The sequence below is a fragment of the Pseudomonas sp. GL_091 genome, from assembly GCF_057837725.1.
The window spans coordinates 5,008,471-5,028,841 of record NZ_CM174451.1 but is presented as its reverse complement, the minus strand read 5'-3'; the positions used below and the strand labels follow the sequence as shown (position 1 = coordinate 5,028,841).

Annotated in this window: 14 protein-coding genes and 4 tRNA genes; 11 read left to right on the top strand and 7 right to left on the bottom strand. The window is 58.1% G+C overall.

All coding sequences use genetic code 11. The features are described 5' to 3' along the window. Positions 1 to 43: 43 nt before the first annotated feature. Entirely contained in the window at positions 44 to 982 is a 939-nt protein-coding gene (gene pbpG, locus AC3ITY_RS22775) for a D-alanyl-D-alanine endopeptidase (protein ID WP_489305109.1), read from the bottom strand. Positions 983 to 1,217: 235 nt separating this feature from the next. Next, positions 1,218 to 2,072: a bifunctional methylenetetrahydrofolate dehydrogenase/methenyltetrahydrofolate cyclohydrolase FolD gene (folD, locus tag AC3ITY_RS22770; RefSeq protein ID WP_008001570.1), complete on the bottom strand. Its 855-nt coding sequence runs from the start codon at positions 2,070 to 2,072 to the stop codon at positions 1,218 to 1,220. 274 nt (positions 2,073 to 2,346) lie between these two features. On the opposite strand from folD, the gene AC3ITY_RS22765 reads away from it, so the two are divergent. The 11 genes from AC3ITY_RS22765 (at position 2,347) to AC3ITY_RS22715 (ending at position 12,785) form a co-directional block, all read left to right on the top strand. Beyond that, positions 2,347 to 2,423 (top strand) — tRNA-Arg (locus tag AC3ITY_RS22765). Positions 2,424 to 2,455: 32 nt separating this feature from the next. After that, positions 2,456 to 2,531: transfer RNA gene (locus AC3ITY_RS22760), tRNA-His, on the top strand. 56 nt (positions 2,532 to 2,587) lie between these two features. Then, positions 2,588 to 2,672 (top strand) — tRNA-Leu (locus AC3ITY_RS22755). A gap of 77 nt (positions 2,673 to 2,749) precedes the next feature. Next, positions 2,750 to 2,825: transfer RNA gene (locus AC3ITY_RS22750), tRNA-His, on the top strand. A gap of 384 nt (positions 2,826 to 3,209) precedes the next feature. Next, positions 3,210 to 4,520, top strand: coding sequence for a trigger factor (gene tig / locus AC3ITY_RS22745; RefSeq protein WP_489305106.1), 1,311 nt, complete (start codon positions 3,210 to 3,212; stop codon positions 4,518 to 4,520). A gap of 93 nt (positions 4,521 to 4,613) precedes the next feature. Beyond that, positions 4,614 to 5,249 (top strand): ATP-dependent Clp endopeptidase proteolytic subunit ClpP, encoded by a 636-nt coding sequence (gene clpP, locus AC3ITY_RS22740; RefSeq protein ID WP_008048846.1) that lies wholly within the window; start codon positions 4,614 to 4,616, stop codon positions 5,247 to 5,249. Positions 5,250 to 5,361: 112 nt separating this feature from the next. After that, on the top strand, positions 5,362 to 6,645 hold the full coding sequence (clpX, locus tag AC3ITY_RS22735; protein WP_007982210.1) for an ATP-dependent Clp protease ATP-binding subunit ClpX: 1,284 nt from the start codon (positions 5,362 to 5,364) through the stop codon (positions 6,643 to 6,645). A gap of 161 nt (positions 6,646 to 6,806) precedes the next feature. After that, positions 6,807 to 9,203, top strand: coding sequence for an endopeptidase La (gene lon / locus AC3ITY_RS22730; RefSeq protein ID WP_223458466.1), 2,397 nt, complete (start codon positions 6,807 to 6,809; stop codon positions 9,201 to 9,203). A 149-nt stretch (positions 9,204 to 9,352) separates the two neighbouring features. Then, positions 9,353 to 9,625, top strand: coding sequence for an HU family DNA-binding protein (locus AC3ITY_RS22725; protein WP_002552737.1), 273 nt, complete (start codon positions 9,353 to 9,355; stop codon positions 9,623 to 9,625). 233 nt (positions 9,626 to 9,858) lie between these two features. Continuing rightward, a complete protein-coding gene (locus tag AC3ITY_RS22720) occupies positions 9,859 to 11,730 on the top strand; it encodes a SurA N-terminal domain-containing protein (RefSeq protein WP_489305104.1) in 1,872 nt (623 codons plus the stop codon). Positions 11,731 to 11,933: 203 nt separating this feature from the next. Next, positions 11,934 to 12,785, top strand: coding sequence for a DUF2242 domain-containing protein (locus AC3ITY_RS22715; RefSeq protein WP_489305103.1), 852 nt, complete (start codon positions 11,934 to 11,936; stop codon positions 12,783 to 12,785). 363 nt (positions 12,786 to 13,148) lie between these two features. On the opposite strand, the gene AC3ITY_RS22710 is transcribed toward AC3ITY_RS22715, so the two are convergent. The 5 genes from AC3ITY_RS22710 to AC3ITY_RS22690 all read right to left on the bottom strand — a co-directional run bounded on the left by AC3ITY_RS22710 (position 13,149) and on the right by AC3ITY_RS22690 (position 19,968). Next, positions 13,149 to 14,198 carry an AraC family transcriptional regulator gene (locus AC3ITY_RS22710; RefSeq protein WP_489305102.1) on the bottom strand — a complete coding sequence of 350 codons (1,050 nt, stop codon included), beginning with the start codon at positions 14,196 to 14,198 and terminating at the stop codon, positions 13,149 to 13,151. A 3-nt stretch (positions 14,199 to 14,201) separates the two neighbouring features. Next, entirely contained in the window at positions 14,202 to 15,332 is a 1,131-nt protein-coding gene (locus tag AC3ITY_RS22705) for a nitrilase-related carbon-nitrogen hydrolase (RefSeq protein ID WP_489305100.1), read from the bottom strand. Between the two features lie 222 nt (positions 15,333 to 15,554). Then, positions 15,555 to 16,883 carry a TolC family outer membrane protein gene (locus AC3ITY_RS22700; protein ID WP_489305099.1) on the bottom strand — a complete coding sequence of 443 codons (1,329 nt, stop codon included), beginning with the start codon at positions 16,881 to 16,883 and terminating at the stop codon, positions 15,555 to 15,557. A gap of 1 nt (position 16,884) precedes the next feature. After that, positions 16,885 to 18,225, bottom strand: coding sequence for an HlyD family type I secretion periplasmic adaptor subunit (locus AC3ITY_RS22695; protein ID WP_489305097.1), 1,341 nt, complete (start codon positions 18,223 to 18,225; stop codon positions 16,885 to 16,887). Between the two features lie 6 nt (positions 18,226 to 18,231). Beyond that, entirely contained in the window at positions 18,232 to 19,968 is a 1,737-nt protein-coding gene (locus AC3ITY_RS22690) for a type I secretion system permease/ATPase (protein ID WP_489305096.1), read from the bottom strand. Positions 19,969 to 20,371 lie beyond the last annotated feature (403 nt).

The window sequence follows — 20,371 nt, the reverse complement described above, 5'->3', positions numbered from 1 at the left end:
AAAAGCCCCGAATGACCGGGGCTTTTCGTGCGTTGCCGTTTTGTTACTGCGAGGCTTCAACCACGCCGCTTTGGCGTTGCTTGAGGTTTTTATCCGATTTGTACTGCAGGGCCACCGAGGGCACGTCAGCACCGTGCCCGGTTTCGACCCAGTTGCGAATCCGCGTGGCGTCGGCAAAGTGGGTGTACTTGCCATAGGCGTCGAGGATCACCAGGGTAACCGGGCGATTCGCCATATGTGTCACCAGCACGAGGCAGTGGCCGGCCTCGTTGGTGAAACCGGTTTTGGTCAGCTCGATGTTCCAGTTCGCTTTGTTGACCAGATGGTCGGTGTTGCGGAAGCCCAGGCTGTAGTTGGGTTTGCGGAACGACACGGTTTTTTCCTTGGTCGTGCTCAGCTCGGTCAGCAATGGGTACTTGTGTGCAGCGACCAACAGTTTGCTCAGGTCGCGGGCGGTGGATACGTTGCGCGGCGACAGGCCGGTTGGCTCGACGAAGTGGGTGTTGGTCATGCCCAGCGCCTTGGCCTTGGCGTTCATCGCGGCAATGAATGCGGCATAGCCACCCGGATAGTGGTGCGCCAGGCTGGCGGCGGCGCGGTTTTCCGAAGACATCAATGCGATCAGCAGCATTTCCCGGCGCGGCATTTCGCTGTTGAGCTTGACCCGGGAGTACACACCTTTCATTTCTGGCGTGTCGCTGATGTTGATATTGATGTATTCGTCCATGTTCTGGCGGGCTTCAACCACCACCAGGCCCGTCATCAGCTTGCTGACCGAAGCGATGGGGACGACCACGTCGGGGTTGCTGGCGTAGATGACTTTATTGGTCTGCAGATCCATGAGCAGGGCGCTGCCGGAAGCGATCTTGAGATGTGAAGTATCTCGCGGGGCAGCGGTGATTTCGCCAGCGCTGGCGATTGGCGTGATGAAAGTCCCTGTAACTGCAAAAAATAGGCTCAGGATGGAAAGACGGATTTTCACGCTGGCAGACTCATAAAGTGTTGATAAGCCGTTTTGTAACGGGCTATTTCGTAAAAAGCGCGACATTCTGGAGTATGGCTGAATAACTGTCGATGGTTGATCAAGTAACAGGTGAAAGTCCTGAGAAACATGAAAAAAAAGTCATTTTCCGGCGGGCGGTCGGTGCTTTTCGCGGGCAAAAAAAACCCCGCCAGGGCGGGGTTCCTTGTCACGCTGACAGCGTGCGCGTTGAAACTCAGCTGTGCAGGGTTTCAGCGGCGTACAGGGTGTTTTCCAACAGGCAGGCACGGGTCATCGGGCCTACGCCGCCCGGTACCGGAGTAATCCAGCCGGCGCGGGGCAGGGCGGTTTCGTAGATCACGTCACCGACCAGCTTGCCGTCGTCCTGACGGTTGATGCCGACATCGATCACGATCGCGCCTTCCTTGATCCATTCGCCCTTGACCAGGCCCGGCTTGCCGGCGGCGACGACGACCAGGTCAGCACGGCCGACATGGCCGGCCAGGTCCTTGGTAAAGCGGTGGGTGACCGTCACGGTGCAACCGGCCAGCAACAGTTCCATGGCCATCGGGCGGCCAACGATATTGGACGCGCCGACGACCACGGCATTCATCCCGTAAAGGTCGACACCGGTGCTTTCCAGCAAAGTCATGATGCCTTTAGGGGTGCATGGGCGCAGCAAGGGGATACGCTGGGCCAGGCGACCGACGTTATAAGGATGGAAGCCGTCGACGTCTTTATCCGGACGAATGCGCTCCAGCAGTCTGGAGGCGTCCAGGTGTTCGGGAAGCGGAAGCTGAAGCAGAACGCCGTCGATTGCAGGATCGTCGTTCAGGCGATCGATCAGTTCGGTCAGCGCTTCTTGAGTGGTTTCGGAAGGCAGGTCATAGGCTTGGGATAGAAAGCCGACCTCTTCACAGTCTTTACGCTTGTGCGAGACATAAACCTGAGAGGCAGGATCGCTGCCGACCAGGATCACCGCGAGGCCGGGCGTGCGCAGGCCTTGCTGGCGACGCTCGGTGACACGTTGGGCGATCTGCTGGCGCAGGCTGGCGGCGATCGATTTGCCGTCGATTAGTTGTGCAGTCATTGCGCGTGATTAACCATCGAGAGGGGAAAAAAAGAGAACGCATTCTCGCATGTCATGCGGTGAGGGCAAAGGCGCTTGGTCTGCAAATTCCCCTAACTCCTTTAATTAAATGAATTTTTTTTAAAAAGGATTTGACGACCTTCGGGTGGCTCTATACTATTCGTCGCACTTGTCGGGCACAGCCTAGCACTGGTTAGGAAGGTTGAGCGGGATTACGGTTCTGCGAGACTGGAAAGCACTTAGTTTGTAGTCCTCCAAGGTTACAGCTAACAAGGCGCCCGTAGCTCAGCTGGATAGAGCATCCGCCTTCTAAGCGGATGGTCGCAGGTTCGAGTCCTGCCGGGTGCGCCATTAGGCAGCTTTGGCACAAGTAGCGCGATATGGTGGGCGTAGCTCAGTTGGTAGAGCACGGGATTGTGACTCCCGTTGTCGTGGGTTCGATCCCCATCGTCCACCCCATATTTCGAAAGGCGCCAGATTAACAGTCTGGCGCCTTTGCTTTAAAGGCTTCACCCGCGGATGTGGTGGAATTGGTAGACACACTGGATTTAGGTTCCAGCGCCGCGAGGCGTAAGAGTTCGAGTCTCTTCATCCGCACCAATTAAAGCTTCACTCAGGTCTTTGGCCTGGCTGGAGCTTGATAAAGAAGTTGTTTGGCTTCTTTAACAGGCAATATGGTGGGCGTAGCTCAGTTGGTAGAGCACGGGATTGTGACTCCCGTTGTCGTGGGTTCGATCCCCATCGTCCACCCCATATTTCGAAAGGCGCCAGATTGAAAAGTCTGGCGCCTTTTTTGTTTCAGCGGCCGCGGGTTCCGGGTCGCAAGGGCAGGGCGTTTCGTCGTATTTATGTTTCTCGATGATGCTGTTCTGTCCGCCGGCCTTGCTTGCGAGATCGGCTGTCAGGGAGATGATTGGCGACCTCCTCTATATAGAAAGGTTGGCGCAGAGCCCTGGCGTGATTGGCTGTATTTGCCATCGGGGCGAGGTGCATTCGTGCATTCGCACCTTTAAATTGCCTGCTGCGTTTTTACCCGTTTTCAGTAGGGTGACTTCTTGAGTTTGACCCACTAGAATGCATGCCCTTGATTCTGGGGTCGGAAACGGCCGGCTAACGTCTGTGCAACGAGGAATATCCATGCAAGTTTCTGTTGAAAATACTACTGCTCTTGAGCGCCGCATGAGCGTCACCGTGCCGGCTGAGCGCATCGAGAGCCAGGTCAACAAGCGTCTGCAGCAGACCGCCCAAAAGGCCAAGATTGCTGGCTTCCGTCCAGGCAAAGTGCCAATGAGCGAAATCAAGCGCCGTTTCGGTGCCGACGCTCGCCAGGAAGCTGTAGGCGACGTGATCCAGTCTTCCTTCTACGAAGCTGTGGTTGAGCAGAAGCTGAACCCGGCTGGCCAGCCTTCGATCGAGCCAAAATCCCTGGAAGCGGGCAAGGACCTGGAATACGTAGCCGTATTCGAAGTGTTCCCTGAGTTCACCGTTGCCGGTTTCGAAGGTATCACCGTAGAGCGCCTGAGCGCTGACGTGTCTGATGCCGATCTGGACAAGATGCTGGACATCCTGCGCAAGCAGAACACCCGTTTCGAAGTGGCCGATCGCGCCGCTCAAAACGAAGACCAGCTGAACATTGACTTCGTTGGCAAGGTCGACGGTGAAGTGTTCGCTGGCGGTTCCGCCAAGGGTACTCAGCTGGTTCTGGGTTCCGGCCGCATGATCCCTGGTTTCGAAGATGGCCTGGTTGGCGCAAAAGCCGGTGAAGAACGCGTTCTGAGCCTGACTTTCCCAGAGGACTATCAGAACCTGGACCTGGCTGGCAAGGCCGCCGAGTTCACAGTGACCGTCAACACCGTTTCCGAGCCAAAGCTGCCAGAACTGACCGAAGAGTTCTTCGCTCAATTCGGCATCAAGGAAACCGGTCTGGAAGGCTTCCGCGCCGAGGTTCGCAAGAACATGGAGCGCGAGCTGCGTCAGGCGATCAAATCCAAGGTCAAGAATCAGGTAATGGACGGTCTGCTGGCCACCAACCCGATCGAAGTGCCAAAGGCTCTGCTGTCCAACGAAGTTGACCGTCTGCGCGTGCAGGCTGTCCAGCAGTTCGGCGGCAACATCAAACCTGACCAACTGCCGGCCGAGCTGTTCGAAGAGCAAGCCAAGCGCCGTGTAGTGCTGGGCCTGATCGTGGCTGAAGTGGTCAAGCAATTCGACCTCAAGCCTGACGAAGCCCGCGTTCGCGAGATGATTCAGGAAATGGCTTCGGCCTACCAGGAGCCTGAGCAAGTTGTGTCCTGGTACTACAAGAACGACCAGCAACTGAACGAAGTTCGCTCGGTTGTGCTGGAAGAGCAAGTTGTGGATACTGTTCTGCAGAAAGCTAGCGTGACCGACAAATCGGTCTCTTACGAAGAAGCGGTCAAGCCGGTAGAAGCTCCACAAGCCGACTGATTGTTTTTGCGGTAAGAAGCAAACACCATAAGCCAGCCTTCGAGCTGGCTTATGCGTATTCAAGACATAACTATTTGGGAGTGACTGCAGAGCATGTTCCGTAATTCGTATATTCAGCAGAACTCTGATATCCAGGCCGCAGGCGGCCTGGTCCCGATGGTTGTCGAGCAGTCCGCTCGTGGCGAGCGCGCCTACGACATCTACTCGCGTCTCCTTAAGGAGCGGGTGATCTTTCTGGTTGGTCCGGTAGAGGACTACATGGCCAACCTGATCTGTGCGCAATTGCTGTTCCTTGAAGCGGAAAACCCGGACAAGGACATCCATCTCTACATCAACTCCCCGGGCGGTTCGGTGACGGCGGGCATGTCGATCTACGACACCATGCAGTTCATCAAACCCAACGTGGCGACCACCTGTATCGGTCAGGCGTGCAGCATGGGTGCGTTCCTGCTGACGGCCGGTGCCCCTGGCAAGCGTTACTGCCTGCCGAACTCGCGTGTGATGATTCACCAGCCACTGGGCGGTTTCCAGGGCCAGGCGTCGGATATCGAAATCCATGCCAAGGAAATCCTCTTTATTCGTGAGCGTCTCAACACGCTGATGGCCCAGCACAGCGGGCGCACTCTTGAAGAAATCGAGCGCGATACCAATCGCGACAATTTCATGAGTGCAGAAGCCGCGCGTGAGTACGGGTTGATCGACGAAGTGATCAGCCAGCGCCCTGCTTAAATTAAGCAGCTCAAAATAAGGTTGGTCGGCGGGTCCGATCACCAGCGGGCTTGAAAAAGCCCGCAATAGCCTTCATCTTGTGTTGCAAGCCTATCGGATTTGGATCGAACGAATGACTGACACCCGCAACGGCGAGGACAACGGCAAGCTGCTCTATTGCTCCTTCTGTGGCAAAAGCCAGCATGAAGTACGCAAATTGATTGCCGGCCCCTCGGTCTTTATCTGCGACGAGTGCGTCGACCTGTGCAATGACATCATCCGCGAGGAGGTTCAGGAAGCACAGGCCGAAAGCAGCGCGCATAAATTGCCTTCGCCTAAAGAAATCAGCGGCATCCTTGATCAGTATGTGATTGGTCAGGAGCGTGCGAAAAAGGTTCTGGCCGTAGCGGTGTACAACCACTACAAGCGCCTGAATCAGCGTGACAAAAAGAATGACGACGTCGAACTCGGCAAGAGCAACATCCTGCTGATCGGCCCGACAGGCTCGGGTAAGACCCTGCTTGCCGAAACACTGGCCCGCTTGTTGAACGTTCCGTTCACCATCGCTGACGCAACCACCCTCACCGAGGCGGGTTACGTGGGTGAAGATGTCGAGAACATCATTCAGAAGCTGCTGCAGAAATGCGATTACGACGTGGAAAAAGCCCAGATGGGCATTGTCTACATCGATGAAATCGACAAGATTTCGCGCAAGTCTGACAACCCGTCGATCACCCGGGACGTTTCCGGTGAAGGCGTGCAGCAGGCCTTGCTCAAGTTGATCGAAGGCACGGTCGCTTCCGTTCCACCACAAGGTGGTCGCAAGCATCCGCAGCAGGAATTCCTGCAGGTCGACACCCGTAACATCCTGTTCATCTGCGGTGGTGCGTTCTCTGGTCTTGAGAAAGTCATTCAAAACCGTTCCACCAAGGGTGGCATCGGTTTCAACGCAGAAGTGCGCAGCAAGGAAGAAGGCAAGAAAGTCGGTGAATCCCTGCGTGAAGTCGAGCCTGACGATCTGGTCAAGTTCGGTCTGATCCCGGAATTCGTCGGTCGTCTGCCAGTACTTGCCACGCTGGACGAGCTTGACGAGGCTGCGCTGATGCAGATCCTCACCGAGCCGAAAAATGCCCTGACCAAGCAGTATGCCAAGCTGTTCGAGATGGAAGGCGTTGATCTGGAATTCCGTTCCGATGCGCTGAAATCGGTCGCCAAACGTGCCCTGGAGCGTAAAACCGGTGCCCGTGGCCTGCGTTCGATTCTCGAAGGTGTGTTGCTCGACACTATGTATGAAATCCCCTCGCAATCCGAGGTGAGCAAAGTAGTGATCGATGAAAGCGTGATAGAAGGCAAGTCCAAGCCACTGTATATCTACGAGAACAGTGAGCCGACCGCCAAGGCCGCGCCAGACGCTTAAGCGTCACGCAGCTTGAATAAAGAAGGGGCCTTCGGGCCCCTTTGCTTTTTGCAGGTTTTAACACTGTCTTTGCGCTTGTTTTTTTTGAAGGCAGCCCCCATCTTGGTTTCAAGCTTACTTCCATCTGTTTCCGGCCTTACGGCCGCCGTAGAGGCGAAATCATGAAGACAACCATCGAATTGCCTCTCCTGCCATTGCGTGATGTCGTGGTTTATCCGCACATGGTTATCCCGCTGTTCGTGGGGCGCGAGAAATCCATCGAAGCCCTCGAGGCTGCGATGACGGGTGACAAGCAGATTCTTCTGCTGGCCCAGAGAAACCCGGCTGACGACGATCCCGGTGAAGATGCCCTGTATCGCGTTGGTACAATTGCCACCGTTCTGCAGCTGCTGAAGCTGCCTGACGGAACGGTCAAGGTTCTGGTCGAAGGCGAGCAGCGGGGCGCTGTCGAGCGCTTCAGCGAAGTGGACGGCCACTGCCGTGCCGAAGTCTCCCTGATCGACGAAGTTGAAGCGCCAGAGCGCGAGTCGGAAGTGTTCGTTCGCAGCCTGCTGTCTCAGTTCGAGCAATATGTGCAGTTGGGCAAGAAAGTCCCGGCTGAAGTCCTGTCGTCGCTCAACAGCATCGATGAGCCAGGCCGCCTGGTGGACACCATGGCTGCGCACATGGCGCTGAAGATCGAACAGAAGCAGGAAATCCTCGAAATCATCGATTTGTCGGCCCGGGTCGAGCACGTTCTGGCGTTGCTGGATGCCGAGATCGATCTGCTGCAAGTCGAAAAACGCATTCGCGGCCGCGTCAAAAAACAAATGGAGCGCAGTCAGCGCGAGTACTACCTGAATGAGCAGATGAAGGCCATTCAGAAAGAGCTCGGCGACAGCGACGAAGGTCACAACGAAGTCGAAGAGCTGAAAAAGCGTATCGATGCCGCCGGCCTGCCGAAAGACGCGCTGGCCAAGGCGACGGCCGAGCTGAACAAGCTCAAGCAGATGTCGCCGATGTCCGCGGAAGCGACCGTGGTGCGTTCGTACATCGACTGGCTGGTTCAAGTGCCGTGGAAGGCCCAGAGCAAGGTGCGCCTGGACCTGGCACGTGCAGAAGACATTCTGGATGCCGACCACTATGGCCTCGAAGAGGTCAAGGAACGCATCCTCGAATACCTCGCCGTGCAAAAGCGTGTGAAAAAAATTCGTGGTCCGGTGTTGTGCCTGGTCGGTCCTCCCGGGGTGGGTAAAACGTCCCTGGCGGAGTCGATTGCTCACGCTACCAACCGCAAATTCGTGCGCATGGCCCTCGGCGGTGTTCGTGATGAAGCGGAAATTCGTGGCCATCGCCGTACTTACATCGGTTCGATGCCAGGAAGATTGATTCAAAAGATGACAAAAGTGGGTGTCCGCAACCCGCTGTTCCTGCTCGATGAAATCGACAAGATGGGCAGCGACATGCGTGGCGATCCGGCATCGGCGTTGCTGGAAGTGCTCGATCCCGAGCAGAACCACAACTTCAATGATCACTATCTGGAAGTCGATTACGACCTGTCCGATGTGATGTTCCTGTGCACCTCGAACTCGATGAACATCCCGCCGGCATTGCTGGACCGGATGGAAGTGATCCGTCTGCCGGGCTACACCGAAGACGAGAAGATCAACATCGCCGTCAAATACCTTTCGCCAAAACAGATCACGGCCAACGGCCTGAAGAAAGGCGAGCTGGAGTTTGACGCAGAAGCGATCCGCGACATCATCCGCTACTACACCCGTGAAGCCGGTGTGCGCGGGCTGGAGCGCCAGATTGCCAAGGTTTGCCGCAAGGCCGTCAAGGAGCATGCGCTGGAAAAACGCTTCTCGGTGAAGGTCTCCGCAGACATGCTGGAGCACTTCCTGGGCGTGCGCAAATTCCGCTACGGCCTGGCCGAGCAGCAGGATCAGATCGGCCAGGTGACCGGGCTGGCGTGGACTCAGGTAGGCGGCGAACTGCTGACCATCGAAGCGGCCGTCGTACCGGGCAAGGGCCAGTTGATCAAGACCGGTTCTTTGGGTGACGTGATGGTCGAATCGATCACCGCGGCCTTGACCGTTGTCCGTAGCCGGGCGAAGAGCCTGGGCATTCCCCTGGACTTCCATGAGAAGCGCGACACGCACATCCATATGCCGGAAGGGGCGACTCCCAAGGACGGTCCTAGCGCCGGCGTGGGCATGTGCACGGCCCTGGTGTCGGCATTGACTGGCATTCCGGTACGCGCGGATGTCGCCATGACCGGCGAAATCACTTTGCGTGGCCAGGTACTGGCCATTGGCGGCTTGAAAGAAAAACTGCTGGCGGCCCATCGTGGTGGAATCAAGACCGTGATCATTCCTGAAGAAAATGTGCGCGATCTCAAAGAGATTCCGGACAATATCAAGCAGGATCTACAGATTAAACCGGTTAAATGGATTGACGAGGTCCTGCAAATTGCGTTGCAATACGCGCCGGAGCCCTTGCCGGACGTGGCTCCGGAGATAGTCGCGAAGGATGAGAAACGCGACGCAGATTCTAAGGAAAGAATTAGCACGCATTAGTACGTATTTGCCTGGGGGGCTTTCTTGACAGCTTTTTAGAGCCCTTGTTATAAAGCGGCTCTTAAGTGTCTGTAGGCCATTCAGCACTCGTTTTTGCTTTCACCAAAAAAACTTAGAATCATACTCAAATAGATATAAGGGGACTTAGAGTGAACAAGTCGGAACTGATTGATGCTATCGCTGCATCCGCTGATATCCCGAAAGCTGCTGCTGGCCGTGCGCTGGACGCTGTAATCGAATCCGTCACTGGCGCTCTCAAGGCTGGCGACTCTGTTGTTCTGGTTGGTTTCGGTACTTTCTCCGTAACTGATCGTCCGGCTCGCATTGGTCGTAACCCACAGACCGGTAAGACGCTGGAAATCGCAGCAGCCAAAAAACCAGGTTTCAAAGCCGGTAAAGCACTGAAAGAAGCTGTCAACTAAGTTCGATTCAGGTTTTTACCCATCCGGGTCGGGGTCATGCCTGACTTGGCAGCGGAGCGGCAGTCCTGACTGCAGGTCGCCGGTTCAAGACACCGAGGGTCGCCAGTTCGAGCCCTCGATCCGCTCCGCCAGTTACGAGAAGGCGCATCCTCGGATGCGCCTTTCTTCTATCCGGATTCTACCCACGCTCCACGGTTGCCTAATTTTGAAGTTCAACCGTTTCTGGGGGACGCATGCTGCAGAATATCAGGGACAATTCACAAGGCTGGATTGCCAAGACTATTATCGGGGTCATCGTTGTACTGATGGCTTTGACCGGTTTCGATGCCATCTTCAAGGCCACGTCGCACAGTAATGATGCGGCCAAGGTCAATGGCGATGAAATCAGCCAGAACGAGCTGAGCCAGGCGGTTGATATGCAACGCCGCCAGCTCATGCAACAGCTGGGCAAGGATTTCGATGCTTCCTTGCTCGATGAAAAAATGTTGCGCGAATCGGCTCTCAAGGGCCTGATCGATCGCAAGCTGCTGCTGCAAGGCGCAGAACAATCGAAATTCGCTTTTTCCGAAGCGGCGCTTGATCAGGTCATCCTGCAAACACCAGAGTTTCAGGTTGATGGCAAGTTCAGCTCCGAGCGTTTCGACCAGGTGGTTCGCCAACTCGGCTATAGCCGCATGCAATTCCGCCAGATGTTGGCTCAGGAAATGCTGATCGGTCAGCTGCGTGCCGGTCTGGCCGGTAGCGGTTTCGTGACCGATGCACAGGTGCTGGCGTTTGCCCGTCTGGAAAAGCAGACCCGCGATTTCGCCTCCCTGAACATCAAGGCTGACCCGGCGGCGGTGAAGCTGACCGACGATGAGGTCAAGGCCTATTACGACGAGCACGCCAAGGAATTCATGACGCCGGATCAGGTGGTCATCGATTACCTCGAGCTGAAGAAGGCTTCCTTCTTCGATCAGGTCAGCGTCAATGATGAAGACCTGCAAGCGGCCTATCAGAAAGAAATCGCGAACCTGTCCGAGCAACGCCGGGCTGCGCACATTCTGATTGAAGTCAACGACAAGACCACCGAGGCGCAAGCCAAGGCGAAGATCGAAGAGATCCAGGCCCGTCTGGCCAAGGGCGAGAAATTCGAGGCGCTGGCCAAGGAATTCTCCCAGGATCCGGGTTCGGCGAACAACGGCGGTGACCTGGGTTATGCCGGTCCTGGCGTCTACGACCCGGCGTTCGAAAAAGCCCTGTATTCGTTGACCATGGACCAGGTCTCGGGGCCGGTTCGCACCGACTTCGGTTTTCACCTGATCAAGCTGTTGGGTGTGGAAGCGCCAGAAGTCCCAACGTTCGCCAGCCTGAAAGACAAGCTGACCCGCGGTCTGAAAACCCAGCAGGTCGAGCAGCGTTTCGTTGAGGCGAGCAAGCAACTGGAAGACGCCTCGTTCGAAGCGTCCGATCTGGCTCAGCCAGCGCAGGACCTGAAACTGACCGTCCACACGTCCAAGCCGTTCGGCCGTGAAGGCGGTGAGGGTATTGCGGCCAACCGTGCCGTAATCACTGCCGCGTTCAGCCCGGAAGTCCTGGATGAGGGCGCGAACAGCACCGCCATCGAGCTCGATCCGGAAACCGTGGTCGTGTTGCGTGCCAAGGAGCACCTGAAGCCTTCGCAATTGCCGCTGGAAAGCGTCTCTGCCGCGATCCGTGTGCAATTGGCCAAGGAGCACGCCAGTGCCGATGCCAAGACCAAGGCTGAAGCCCTGATTGCCAGCCTGCGCGATGGTAAGACCCCGCTGGATCAGGCGGTCGACGGCCAGGCCTGGAAAGTCACTGAAGCGGCGACTCGCGGTCAGGAAGGGATCGACCCAGCGGTGCTGCAAGCGCTGTTCCGCATGGCGAAGCCAGCGGCCAAGGACAAGCCGACCTTCACCAGCGTGACGCTGGCTGATGGCAGCCTGATGATCGTGCGCCTCAATGGCGTGAACGAAGCCGCGGCGCCGACCGAAGAAGAGAAAGCGCAGTATCGTCGCTACCTCGCTTCGCGCATCGGCCAGCAAGATTTTGCCGCTTATCGCAAGCAGTTGGAAAGCCAGGCAGACATCAAGCGTTACTGATACCTGACCAGGTTTGATGGTGCACAGGAGACCCCGGCCGAAAGGCCGGGGTCTTTTTGTTTGGCCGTACGTCATTTACCGCGGTGACTTTTGCGCAAAATCGGGGTCAATCAGCCTGTAACCGTTTTAAGACACGATCGATACTCCGCTAAGCATCGATCTGTTGCACAATATGCCCCGAACCGTTTTCCTCAGGATGTTCAATGTTTAAATCACTTCCCATGCGGGTTGTCGGGCTGGCAGCCATGCTCGCCACTGCGGCCGGTTGTTCATCGAACAAGGCCGCCATCTATGAGCATGAGAATTTCGACGACTCCGGAACCTTTTCCCGAAACTATCCGGTCACCGATACCCAGAGCTGTGAAGCCGCCCGTCGCGCCTTGCTCAGCCAGGGTTACATCATCACCAGCAACGACTCGAAGCTGGTCAGCGGCCACAAGAGCTTCCAGCAGACCGGCGAGAATCACATGGAGATCAGCTTCAGTGTGGTCTGTACCGATGACGGCAGCGAAGGGCATCACGCGACCGTATTCGCCAACGCCCTGCAGGATCGTTATGCGCTGAAGAAGACCAACAACTCCGCCAGTCTCGGTGTGGGTGTGTTGGGCTCGGTGTCGATGCCAATCGGCTCCTCTGATGACTCGATGGTCAAGGTCGCCAGCGAAACCGTATCGTCTGCCAAGTTCTACGAGCGTTTTTTCGCACTGGTCGAGCTGTTCCTGCCGCCGGAAGCGAAAAAGGCTGCGCACATCCCCGAAAAGCCGAAAACGGACCTGGGCATGCCTGAAGCCAAGGTCGCGCCGGCTCCTCTGGCGCCAACCCCGACCGCGGCACCGGCCGCAGAGCCAACCTCGGCGGCCCCGGCACCTGCTCCAGTGGAACTGGCTCCAGCGGCCTCTGAACCGGTTGCTCCACCGCCTGAAGCGGCACCGATTACCCCGGTTCAGAACACAGCGCCGGCACCATTGGCAGAAACCATTACGCCACCGACGAACCCGACAGACATGCCGCCGCCTAGCGAGCCGATTCCGGCGATTCCTGTCTCTGGCCAGTGATCGATCGCGTTACGGGATCGGCCAACGAGTAACGATCCCGTAGCGGGCGCAAAGATTGACCCGCATCAAGCAAGTCCGTTGTTCTACGGCCTCCCGCGAAAAAACCAATGATAAATTCCTGACCAGCTGCTACGTTTTATTCAGCAGCGACAGAGTGTCGTGTCCGCGTCATTTTTCCTTCACGCGGGCACTTTATGCTCAAGGGATTGGTCATTTATTCAGACGTTTTTCAATAAGGGTTGGGAGATTCAAAAATGGACGATTATCAAGAAGAGCTGCTCGAGTACCAGGCATTCGAACTGGACCCGCTGGAGCCAGCAGAAGACGCTACTGAGCTTTAAGGCTTCAACTTGTCGCTTGCAGCTAGAGGCTTTGGGCTGTTTTTCTATGGCTGCGGCGAAATTCGCCGGGTGTCTGCCCGTTCCAGCGTTTGAATGCGCGTTGAAACGCTTCGGCTGAGGCAAATCCCAGCAGGTAGGCGATCTCTCCGAACGCCAGTTCGGTGTCGCGTATGTAAGTCATGGCCAGGTCGCGGCGAGTGTCGTTGAGAATCGCACGAAATTGTGTGCCTTCATCGGCGAGCTTGCGGCGCAAGGTCCAGGTGGGCAGCTTCAGGCGTGTCGCCACCTCTTGCAGGTCGGGCTCGCGGCCACCATTGAGCAAGGGTCCCAGCAGCGCGATGATGCGTTCACGCAGGCTGCGGGTGCGTGTCAGTTGTTCCAGCTCCCGCTCACACAGTTGCAGCAAATGCCGCCAGGTGCTCGGGCAATGCTCGGGGTTGCGCTGGGCGAGACTTGCCAGGCTCAAGCGCAGTTGATTGCGCTCGCCGCCAAACTGAATCGGACAGTCACCCAAAACGTCATAGGCCGCGCGGTAACCGGGCTCTTCGAATTCGATTTCGATGCGTTCGGCGCGCAGCGGGGCAGGGCTGACACTGGATAATTGCTGCAGCCAGCCGGCGATGATCGAATCCACCACGAAGCGGTTGTAGGCGTTGTAGGGGCTGATCGAATAGAAGCGCAGCCAGGCGCCTTGGGCGTCTTCGTGAAAGCTTGATTGACCCCGATAATTCGAACCGTACAAGGCTTCGAATCGAATCAGGCAGCGCGCGGCTTCTCGTACTGTCGGCGCTTGGGCGGCAGTGACGCCAGCGAGGCCGGCCTGGCTCAGGCGACTGAGCTGACCCATGCGCAAACCAAGGGCCGGGTCGTCGGTCAGTTGAATGGCGCCGTGGCCCAGGCGCATGTAGCGCGGAATCGACAGCCGGGCACCGGCTTCGCTCAGGCGCGCGGCATCAAGGCCGTATTGATCGAGCAGTGGCTGCGGATCGACGCCATGACTGCGCACGGCATCGGCCAGGCTATGAACAAAACCCACCGACAGATCGCCGAGGCGCATCGGCTGCGGTTTCATGGCTTACAACCAGAGGTTCAGCAAACGCGCACCCTGGGCGTTGCCGTCGGCAAAGTGCTGGCCGTTGCTGCTGAGGAAGCTCTGCCCGGCGCTGGCCTGATCCCAGAACTGACCCCGCAGGAACACACTCATGCCAGCGACGGCTTGACTGGCCGGACTCCGGCTGGTGAGAGTCAGGCGCTGCCAGGCCTGGCCTTCACTGACTTCTCCAGGCTTCAAGTTGACCGATGCCGGCGCCGAAGAACTCCTGTAGCCGCGCCACGGTTGATCCCAGGTGCCACGACCGGCAACAAAGGCCGGTACCGCAACCAGCTGTACGCTCTGGTCGTTGAGCTTGAGGTAGTTGTCCGGGTACCAGCTGTCGTGGCCGATCAATACGCCCAGCCTTCCTGCGGGGGTATCAACGACGTTGAGCGAGTGCTCGCCGTTCGCCTTGATCCCGTTCTGTTCTGCGAAGAACGGGTGCATCTGGCGCTGGGGCTGGCCGATCGGCAGGCCTTCGCTGTTGAACACCACGCTGCTGTTGTACAGCGCGCCGCGGCCGATTTTCAAGGTGCCGTCGATGATGCTCGGTTCGGGCAGCACGATGGAGCCCGCCACCAGCGTCACGTGGAATTCTTTGGCCAGCCCTCCGAACAATGCCTGGTAGTCCCTGGCCATCGCCTTGGCTTTCATGCGCAGGTGGGCATCGTCCAGACGGTTGCCGCCCTCGGCGTTGATCAACGCCTTGGCGAACTTCAGGGGATTGCTCACCGCCAGCCAGTTCATGGCCTCCTTGAGGGTGCTGGCCTGATACAACTCATCCTTCTCGCCGCTGACCATCAGCCAGGTACCGACATGCTCCGGCAACACGACGACGGTCTTGCCGTTCAACAAACCCTGGTCCCGGGCTGCTTGCAGATAGGCCGCGAGCTTGCGGTGCAAACGCTCGGGGCTTTGATAATCGGTAGGAAACAGTTCGGGCTGGATGCCCAACAGATTGCCACGGTCCGCAGGCGTGCCCAGGTCGACAGCCAGGTTGATCCGCAGGTCCGAAAGGTAATGACCCACCGGCCGGTCCGCGGCCCACATTGCGTAGGTCGTGAGGGCGGCGAGCAACGCCATGGAAAATGTCAGGTACAAAAGTTTGCGCATGGGGAAGCAGTTTACAGCCTGGAGCCGGGCGTGGCTTTTGATTTGGAACTGGGAGCATAAAGGGAATCAAGGGCTTAGTGGGCCAATTTTGGCGGTGACTGTTTATTTCTCTGGCGGTTGCCTTTCTGCGCCGAGACGCGGCAATGAATGGCAGGGTGGGGATCATGGGGGGAGGGAGCGCCGGTCAGCCATCTTTTGCTTCGACCGGCCGGCAGGTGAACGTTATTTGGTGACCAGCAGTTCCGGGCCGAGGTAGTCGTTGATCTGGTTGATATCGTCGTCGCCCAGGCTGCCCACCGAAGAGGCCAGGCGCAGGCGCGACATCAAATAGCGCAATTTGGCATCGAACAGGTCGTGGCGCGCAACGAAGAGCAGCTCTTCGGCATTGAGGACGTCCGAGTTGGTGCTGGTGCCGCCCTCTTTGAAGCCCTTGCGTGACGATGCCAGTGAACGTTCGTTGGACTCCACTGCCTTCTCCAGCGCGCGAATGCGTTTGGCGCCGCTCAGGATGCCTTGATATTCACGGGTGGTTTCGGTGATGACTTCCTGTCGCGCGGCGTCGAGCTCGTCCATGGCCTTATCGCTATTGGCACTGGCCTGGCGTGTCAACGCGCTGACGCCGCCACCGCTGTACAGTGGGATATTGACTTCCAGCCCGATCGAGCCGTAGTGGTTGCGTTGATTCAACTCGGAGAGTGACTGGCTCTCACCCGCGGTGTAACCGGCAATGAAATCCAGTGTTGGCCAGTGGCCGGCGCTGGCACGCTTCACTTCTTCTGCTGCGAGGTCGCTGCTATAACGGCGCGCATGGATCAACGGGCTATCGGTCTGGGCTTTGACCAACCAGTCCTGCAGGTTGCTCGGTAGCAGCGGCGGTGTATCGAAGCTCGGGCGTAAGGTGGTCAGTGACTCGGGGGTTTCACCGATATATTCCTCAAGCTTGCGGCGCGCGTTGATCAGGTTGTCTTGCGCTTCGATCAGCTCGGCGTCGGCGAGGTCGCGGCGAGCGGTCGATTCGTCGATGTCGGTGACGGTGCCGGCCCCCAGTTCCATGCGCCGTTTCGCCGAGGCGAGTTGTTCTTCGAAGGCGTTCAGCTTGGACTTGGCCAGGACGATGGTTTCGCTGGCCAGGAGCACGTCGAAATAGCTTTCGGCCAGGCGCACCGCGGCGTCCTGAGTCTTGGCATCGAATACCGCGTTGCTGTAGTCGGCACGCTGCTGACCCTGGCGGTATTCGGCCATCTTCTGTTTGTTGAACAGCGGCTGGCGCAGGCGCACGTTGGCGCCCTTGGAGTCGTAATGGAGATCTCTGTCGATGCCGCTCTGGCTTTGGGAGCCATTGACCTTGTTGTGGTAGCCCGAGGCATTGATCTGCGGTAGCAGGCCAGCCTTGCCAATGGCGCGGTTTTCCTGGCCGGCCTCTTTTTCATGCACGGAGGCCTGGTAGATAGGGCCCTGGAATTGCAACAGATCCCAGGCTTGTTTGAGGTCCATGGCACCAGCCGGCAGGGACAGCCCCAGCAGGCAGAAGAACAGGCAACGACGTTCCATCTCATTGTTCCTTGAAGGAGCTGTCCACACGTTCGAGCATCGGTTTAAGAAGATAGCTGATCATGTTGCGCTCGCCAGTCTTGATGGTGACGCTGGCGGGCATACCGGGGCGAATGTGATTGCTCCCAAGCAGGCTCATGCCGTCGGGCGTGACTTCCACCTGAGCCAGATAGAACGGTTGCTTGCTTTCCTCATCCATCAGGCGGTCGGCGGAGATGGTCTTCACGCGGCCGGGGATGTTGGGCGTCCTGGCATGGTTGAAAGCCGGGAAGGAAATGTCCACAGGCAGGCCGGGGATCATCTTGTCGATGGCCTGCACGGGAATCATCGCGTCGACCTGCAACGGTTCGTTGACCGGAACGATTTCCATGATCTTGAAGCCCGGTTGAATGACACCGCCGACGGTGGCAATGCTCAGGCCCTGGACCATGCCATCGATCGGCGAACGAATTACCGTGTGGGTCACTTCATAGTCCAGCGAGCGCAAGCGGTCGGCCAGGGTGGTGTTTTCCTTGGCAGTGTCGGTCAGCTGCGATTCGACTTCCTTCAGGTAATCGTGCTGGCGCTGCAGGATGCGCAGCTTGATTTCGGTGGTTTGGCTACGCACGCGGGCGATGTTGTTGAGGTTCTCGGCCTGCCCGGCGGAGAGCTCGGCATTGTTGCGTTCCAGCTCAAGCAGGCGGTTGCGCGGCACATAGCCTTCGGCCGTCAGCACGCGGGTGCCTTGCAGTTCCTGGTTGAGGAAGCTGATCTGCGAGGCGCGGGCGCTATAGACCTGCTGCAGGCCCTTGAGCTGCACCGCCGACGCTGCCAGGTTCTCCTGCAGGATGCTGATTTCGCCAGCGAGTCCAGCACGGCGGGTGTCCAGCAGGCGCTGTTGCAGGTCCATGGCGGCCTCCAGGCGGTGATCACCCTTGAAGCGCGTGAGCAACTCGGGATCGAAGTTCACCACATTGCGACCGTCACGTTCCGCTTCCAGGCGGTTCTCCACCGTCTTGCTGACGATGTACTGGGCGCTGACCGCACCCTCTTCGGCAGCGGCCCGCAACGAGTCGAGGCGGACCACCTCCTGACCTTTTGTCACTAGATCGCCTTCGCGAACGAGAATGGCCTCCACGGTACCGCCGCTCAGATGCTGCACGGCTTTGCGATTGTTGGTGACCTTGACCGTGCCTGTCGCGACCACGCCGGCATCCAGCGGCGCCAGCCAGGACCACAGGAGGAAGCCGCCGAAGCCGGCGAGCACCAGCCACACGCCCCATCGCGCGGGTTTACCGACATCCAGATCTACCACGCTCTTGGGGTCGGCTTTAATCATCTCAGTGTGTTGGCTCATTTGCATGATCGGTCACTCCCGTGCTTTGACGGAGGCCAGCGGAGTCGACGCGCCTGCAGGCATCACACTGGCCTTGCGCAGCGCTGCGAATACTTCATCGCGCGTGCCGAGCATCTGCACGCCGCCGTCGCGCAGCATCAACACCTTATCGACGGCGCAAAGTACGTTGGGACGGTGGGAAATCAGAATGACCGTGGCGCCACGGCCCTTGAGTTCGGCCAGCGCATCGACCAGGGCCTTTTCGCCGACATCGTCGAGGTTGGCGTTCGGCTCATCCAGCACGATCAGATTGGGCTCGCCATACAATGCGCGGGCCAGGGCGATGCGTTGCTTCTGGCCACCGGAAAGCGGGCTGCCATCGGTGCCCAGACGGGTGTCATATCCCTGCGGAAAACGCAGGATCATCTCGTGCACTCCAGTGATCTTGGCGGCGCGGATGACCGCTTCGCTGTCCACCTCGCCAAAGCGCGCGATGTTGTCGGCGATGTTGCCCTCGAACAGCTCCACGTCCTGTGGCAGGTAGCCGATCCAGGGGCCAAGCTCGCCCTTGTTCCAGGTGAATATGTCTGCGCCGTCCAGGCGCACCTTGCCGGCCTGCGCCGGCCAGACGCCAACCAGCAGGCGGGCGAGGGTGGATTTGCCCGAGGCGGATGGGCCGATAATGCCAAGGCTTTCGCCGGGGACAAGGCTGAAGCCCACCCCGCGCAGAATCGTGTTGTTGGTACCGGGGGCACCGGCATACACATTCTCCACCGCCAGCATGCCCTGCGGCCGCTGCAGCGACATGCTCGGTGGCCGGCGTGGATAATCATGCAGCATCTCGTTGAGCCGGCCCCAGGCCGAACGGCAGCCGAGCAGTTGCTTCCACGACGCGATGACCTGTTCCACCGGGCCCAGTGCGCGGCCGGTGAGGATCGAGCAGGCGATCATCATCCCCGGGGTGATCTTGCCTTCGATCGCCAGCAGCGCGCCGGCGCCGAGGATCAGCGACTGCAAAGTGATCCGCACGAAGCGCCCGGTGCTGCTGATCAAGGCGGCGCGGTCGGAAGCCATGGTCTGCATTTCCAGAATGCGCAAATGGCTTTGGTACCAGCGCTTGCTGATCGACGGCAGCATGCCCATGGCCTCGATGACCTCGGCATTGCGCAGGTTGTTGTTGGCGTATTGGGCGGAGGAGAGGGCGGCCTGATTGGCATCGGCCAGCGGCTTCTGCGTCGCCTTCTCGGTGAGCCAAGCCAGGGCCACCAGAATCAGCGAGCCGATCAGCGTGAGCAGTCCGAGCAGTGGGTGGATCAGATAGGCGACCAGCAGGTAGATCGGCGTCCACGGTGCATCGAAGAAAGCGAACAGGGAATTGCCGGTGACGAACTGACGAACCTGGGCGAGATCTTGCAGGGCCTGGGCCGGATTACCTCCGGCGCGGCTCAGGTTGCGCTCGAATGCAGCGGTGAAAATACGTCGGTTGAGGTCCATGTCGAGGCAGTTGCCGACCCGGATCAGCACGCGGGTGCGGACCATTTCCAGCGTGGACATCAGCAAGAACAGGCCCACCACCAGAACGGTCAACATCGTCAGCGTCGTGACGTTGCGACTGACCAGGGCTCGATCATAGACCTGCAACATATAAACGGCTGGCGTCAACATCATGACGTTTATGACGCCGCTGAACGCTGCCAGCGAGTAAAAACTGTGGCGCATGCGAAAGAGCGCGTCGGCCAGTTCGGAACGGATGCTCGACTGCTTGGGCATGTTGGTCCTCCCACTTCGAAAAGCCGGTTGCCCTTGTGGCGCAACAGCTAACGGTAAATGTAGTTCCGTAAACAGCTTATGGACACGCAGGCTGGTCGCTCTATGGATGGCGAGTCTCCCGAAATCGCTGCGTTGCTCCCTTATGCAGCAGCGTAGGTGGCGATGAAACAGTTAGAAATAACATTTCGCTCTATACCTGCACTCAACTGCCTATATGTCTTTTAAAAACAGCTAGTTGGGATACCTACCACCGGTCGTCTGTTTTAGCGACGTAATATTGACAAAATTTTGCTATGGAACTTTAGTCTTAGTTATCGGGGGGGCCGCCCGCCTGAAACCTGCCATCGCTTTGGCAACGCAAGGTGCGGTGATTTTCCCGAGAGGAGCCGAATCATGTCGATCA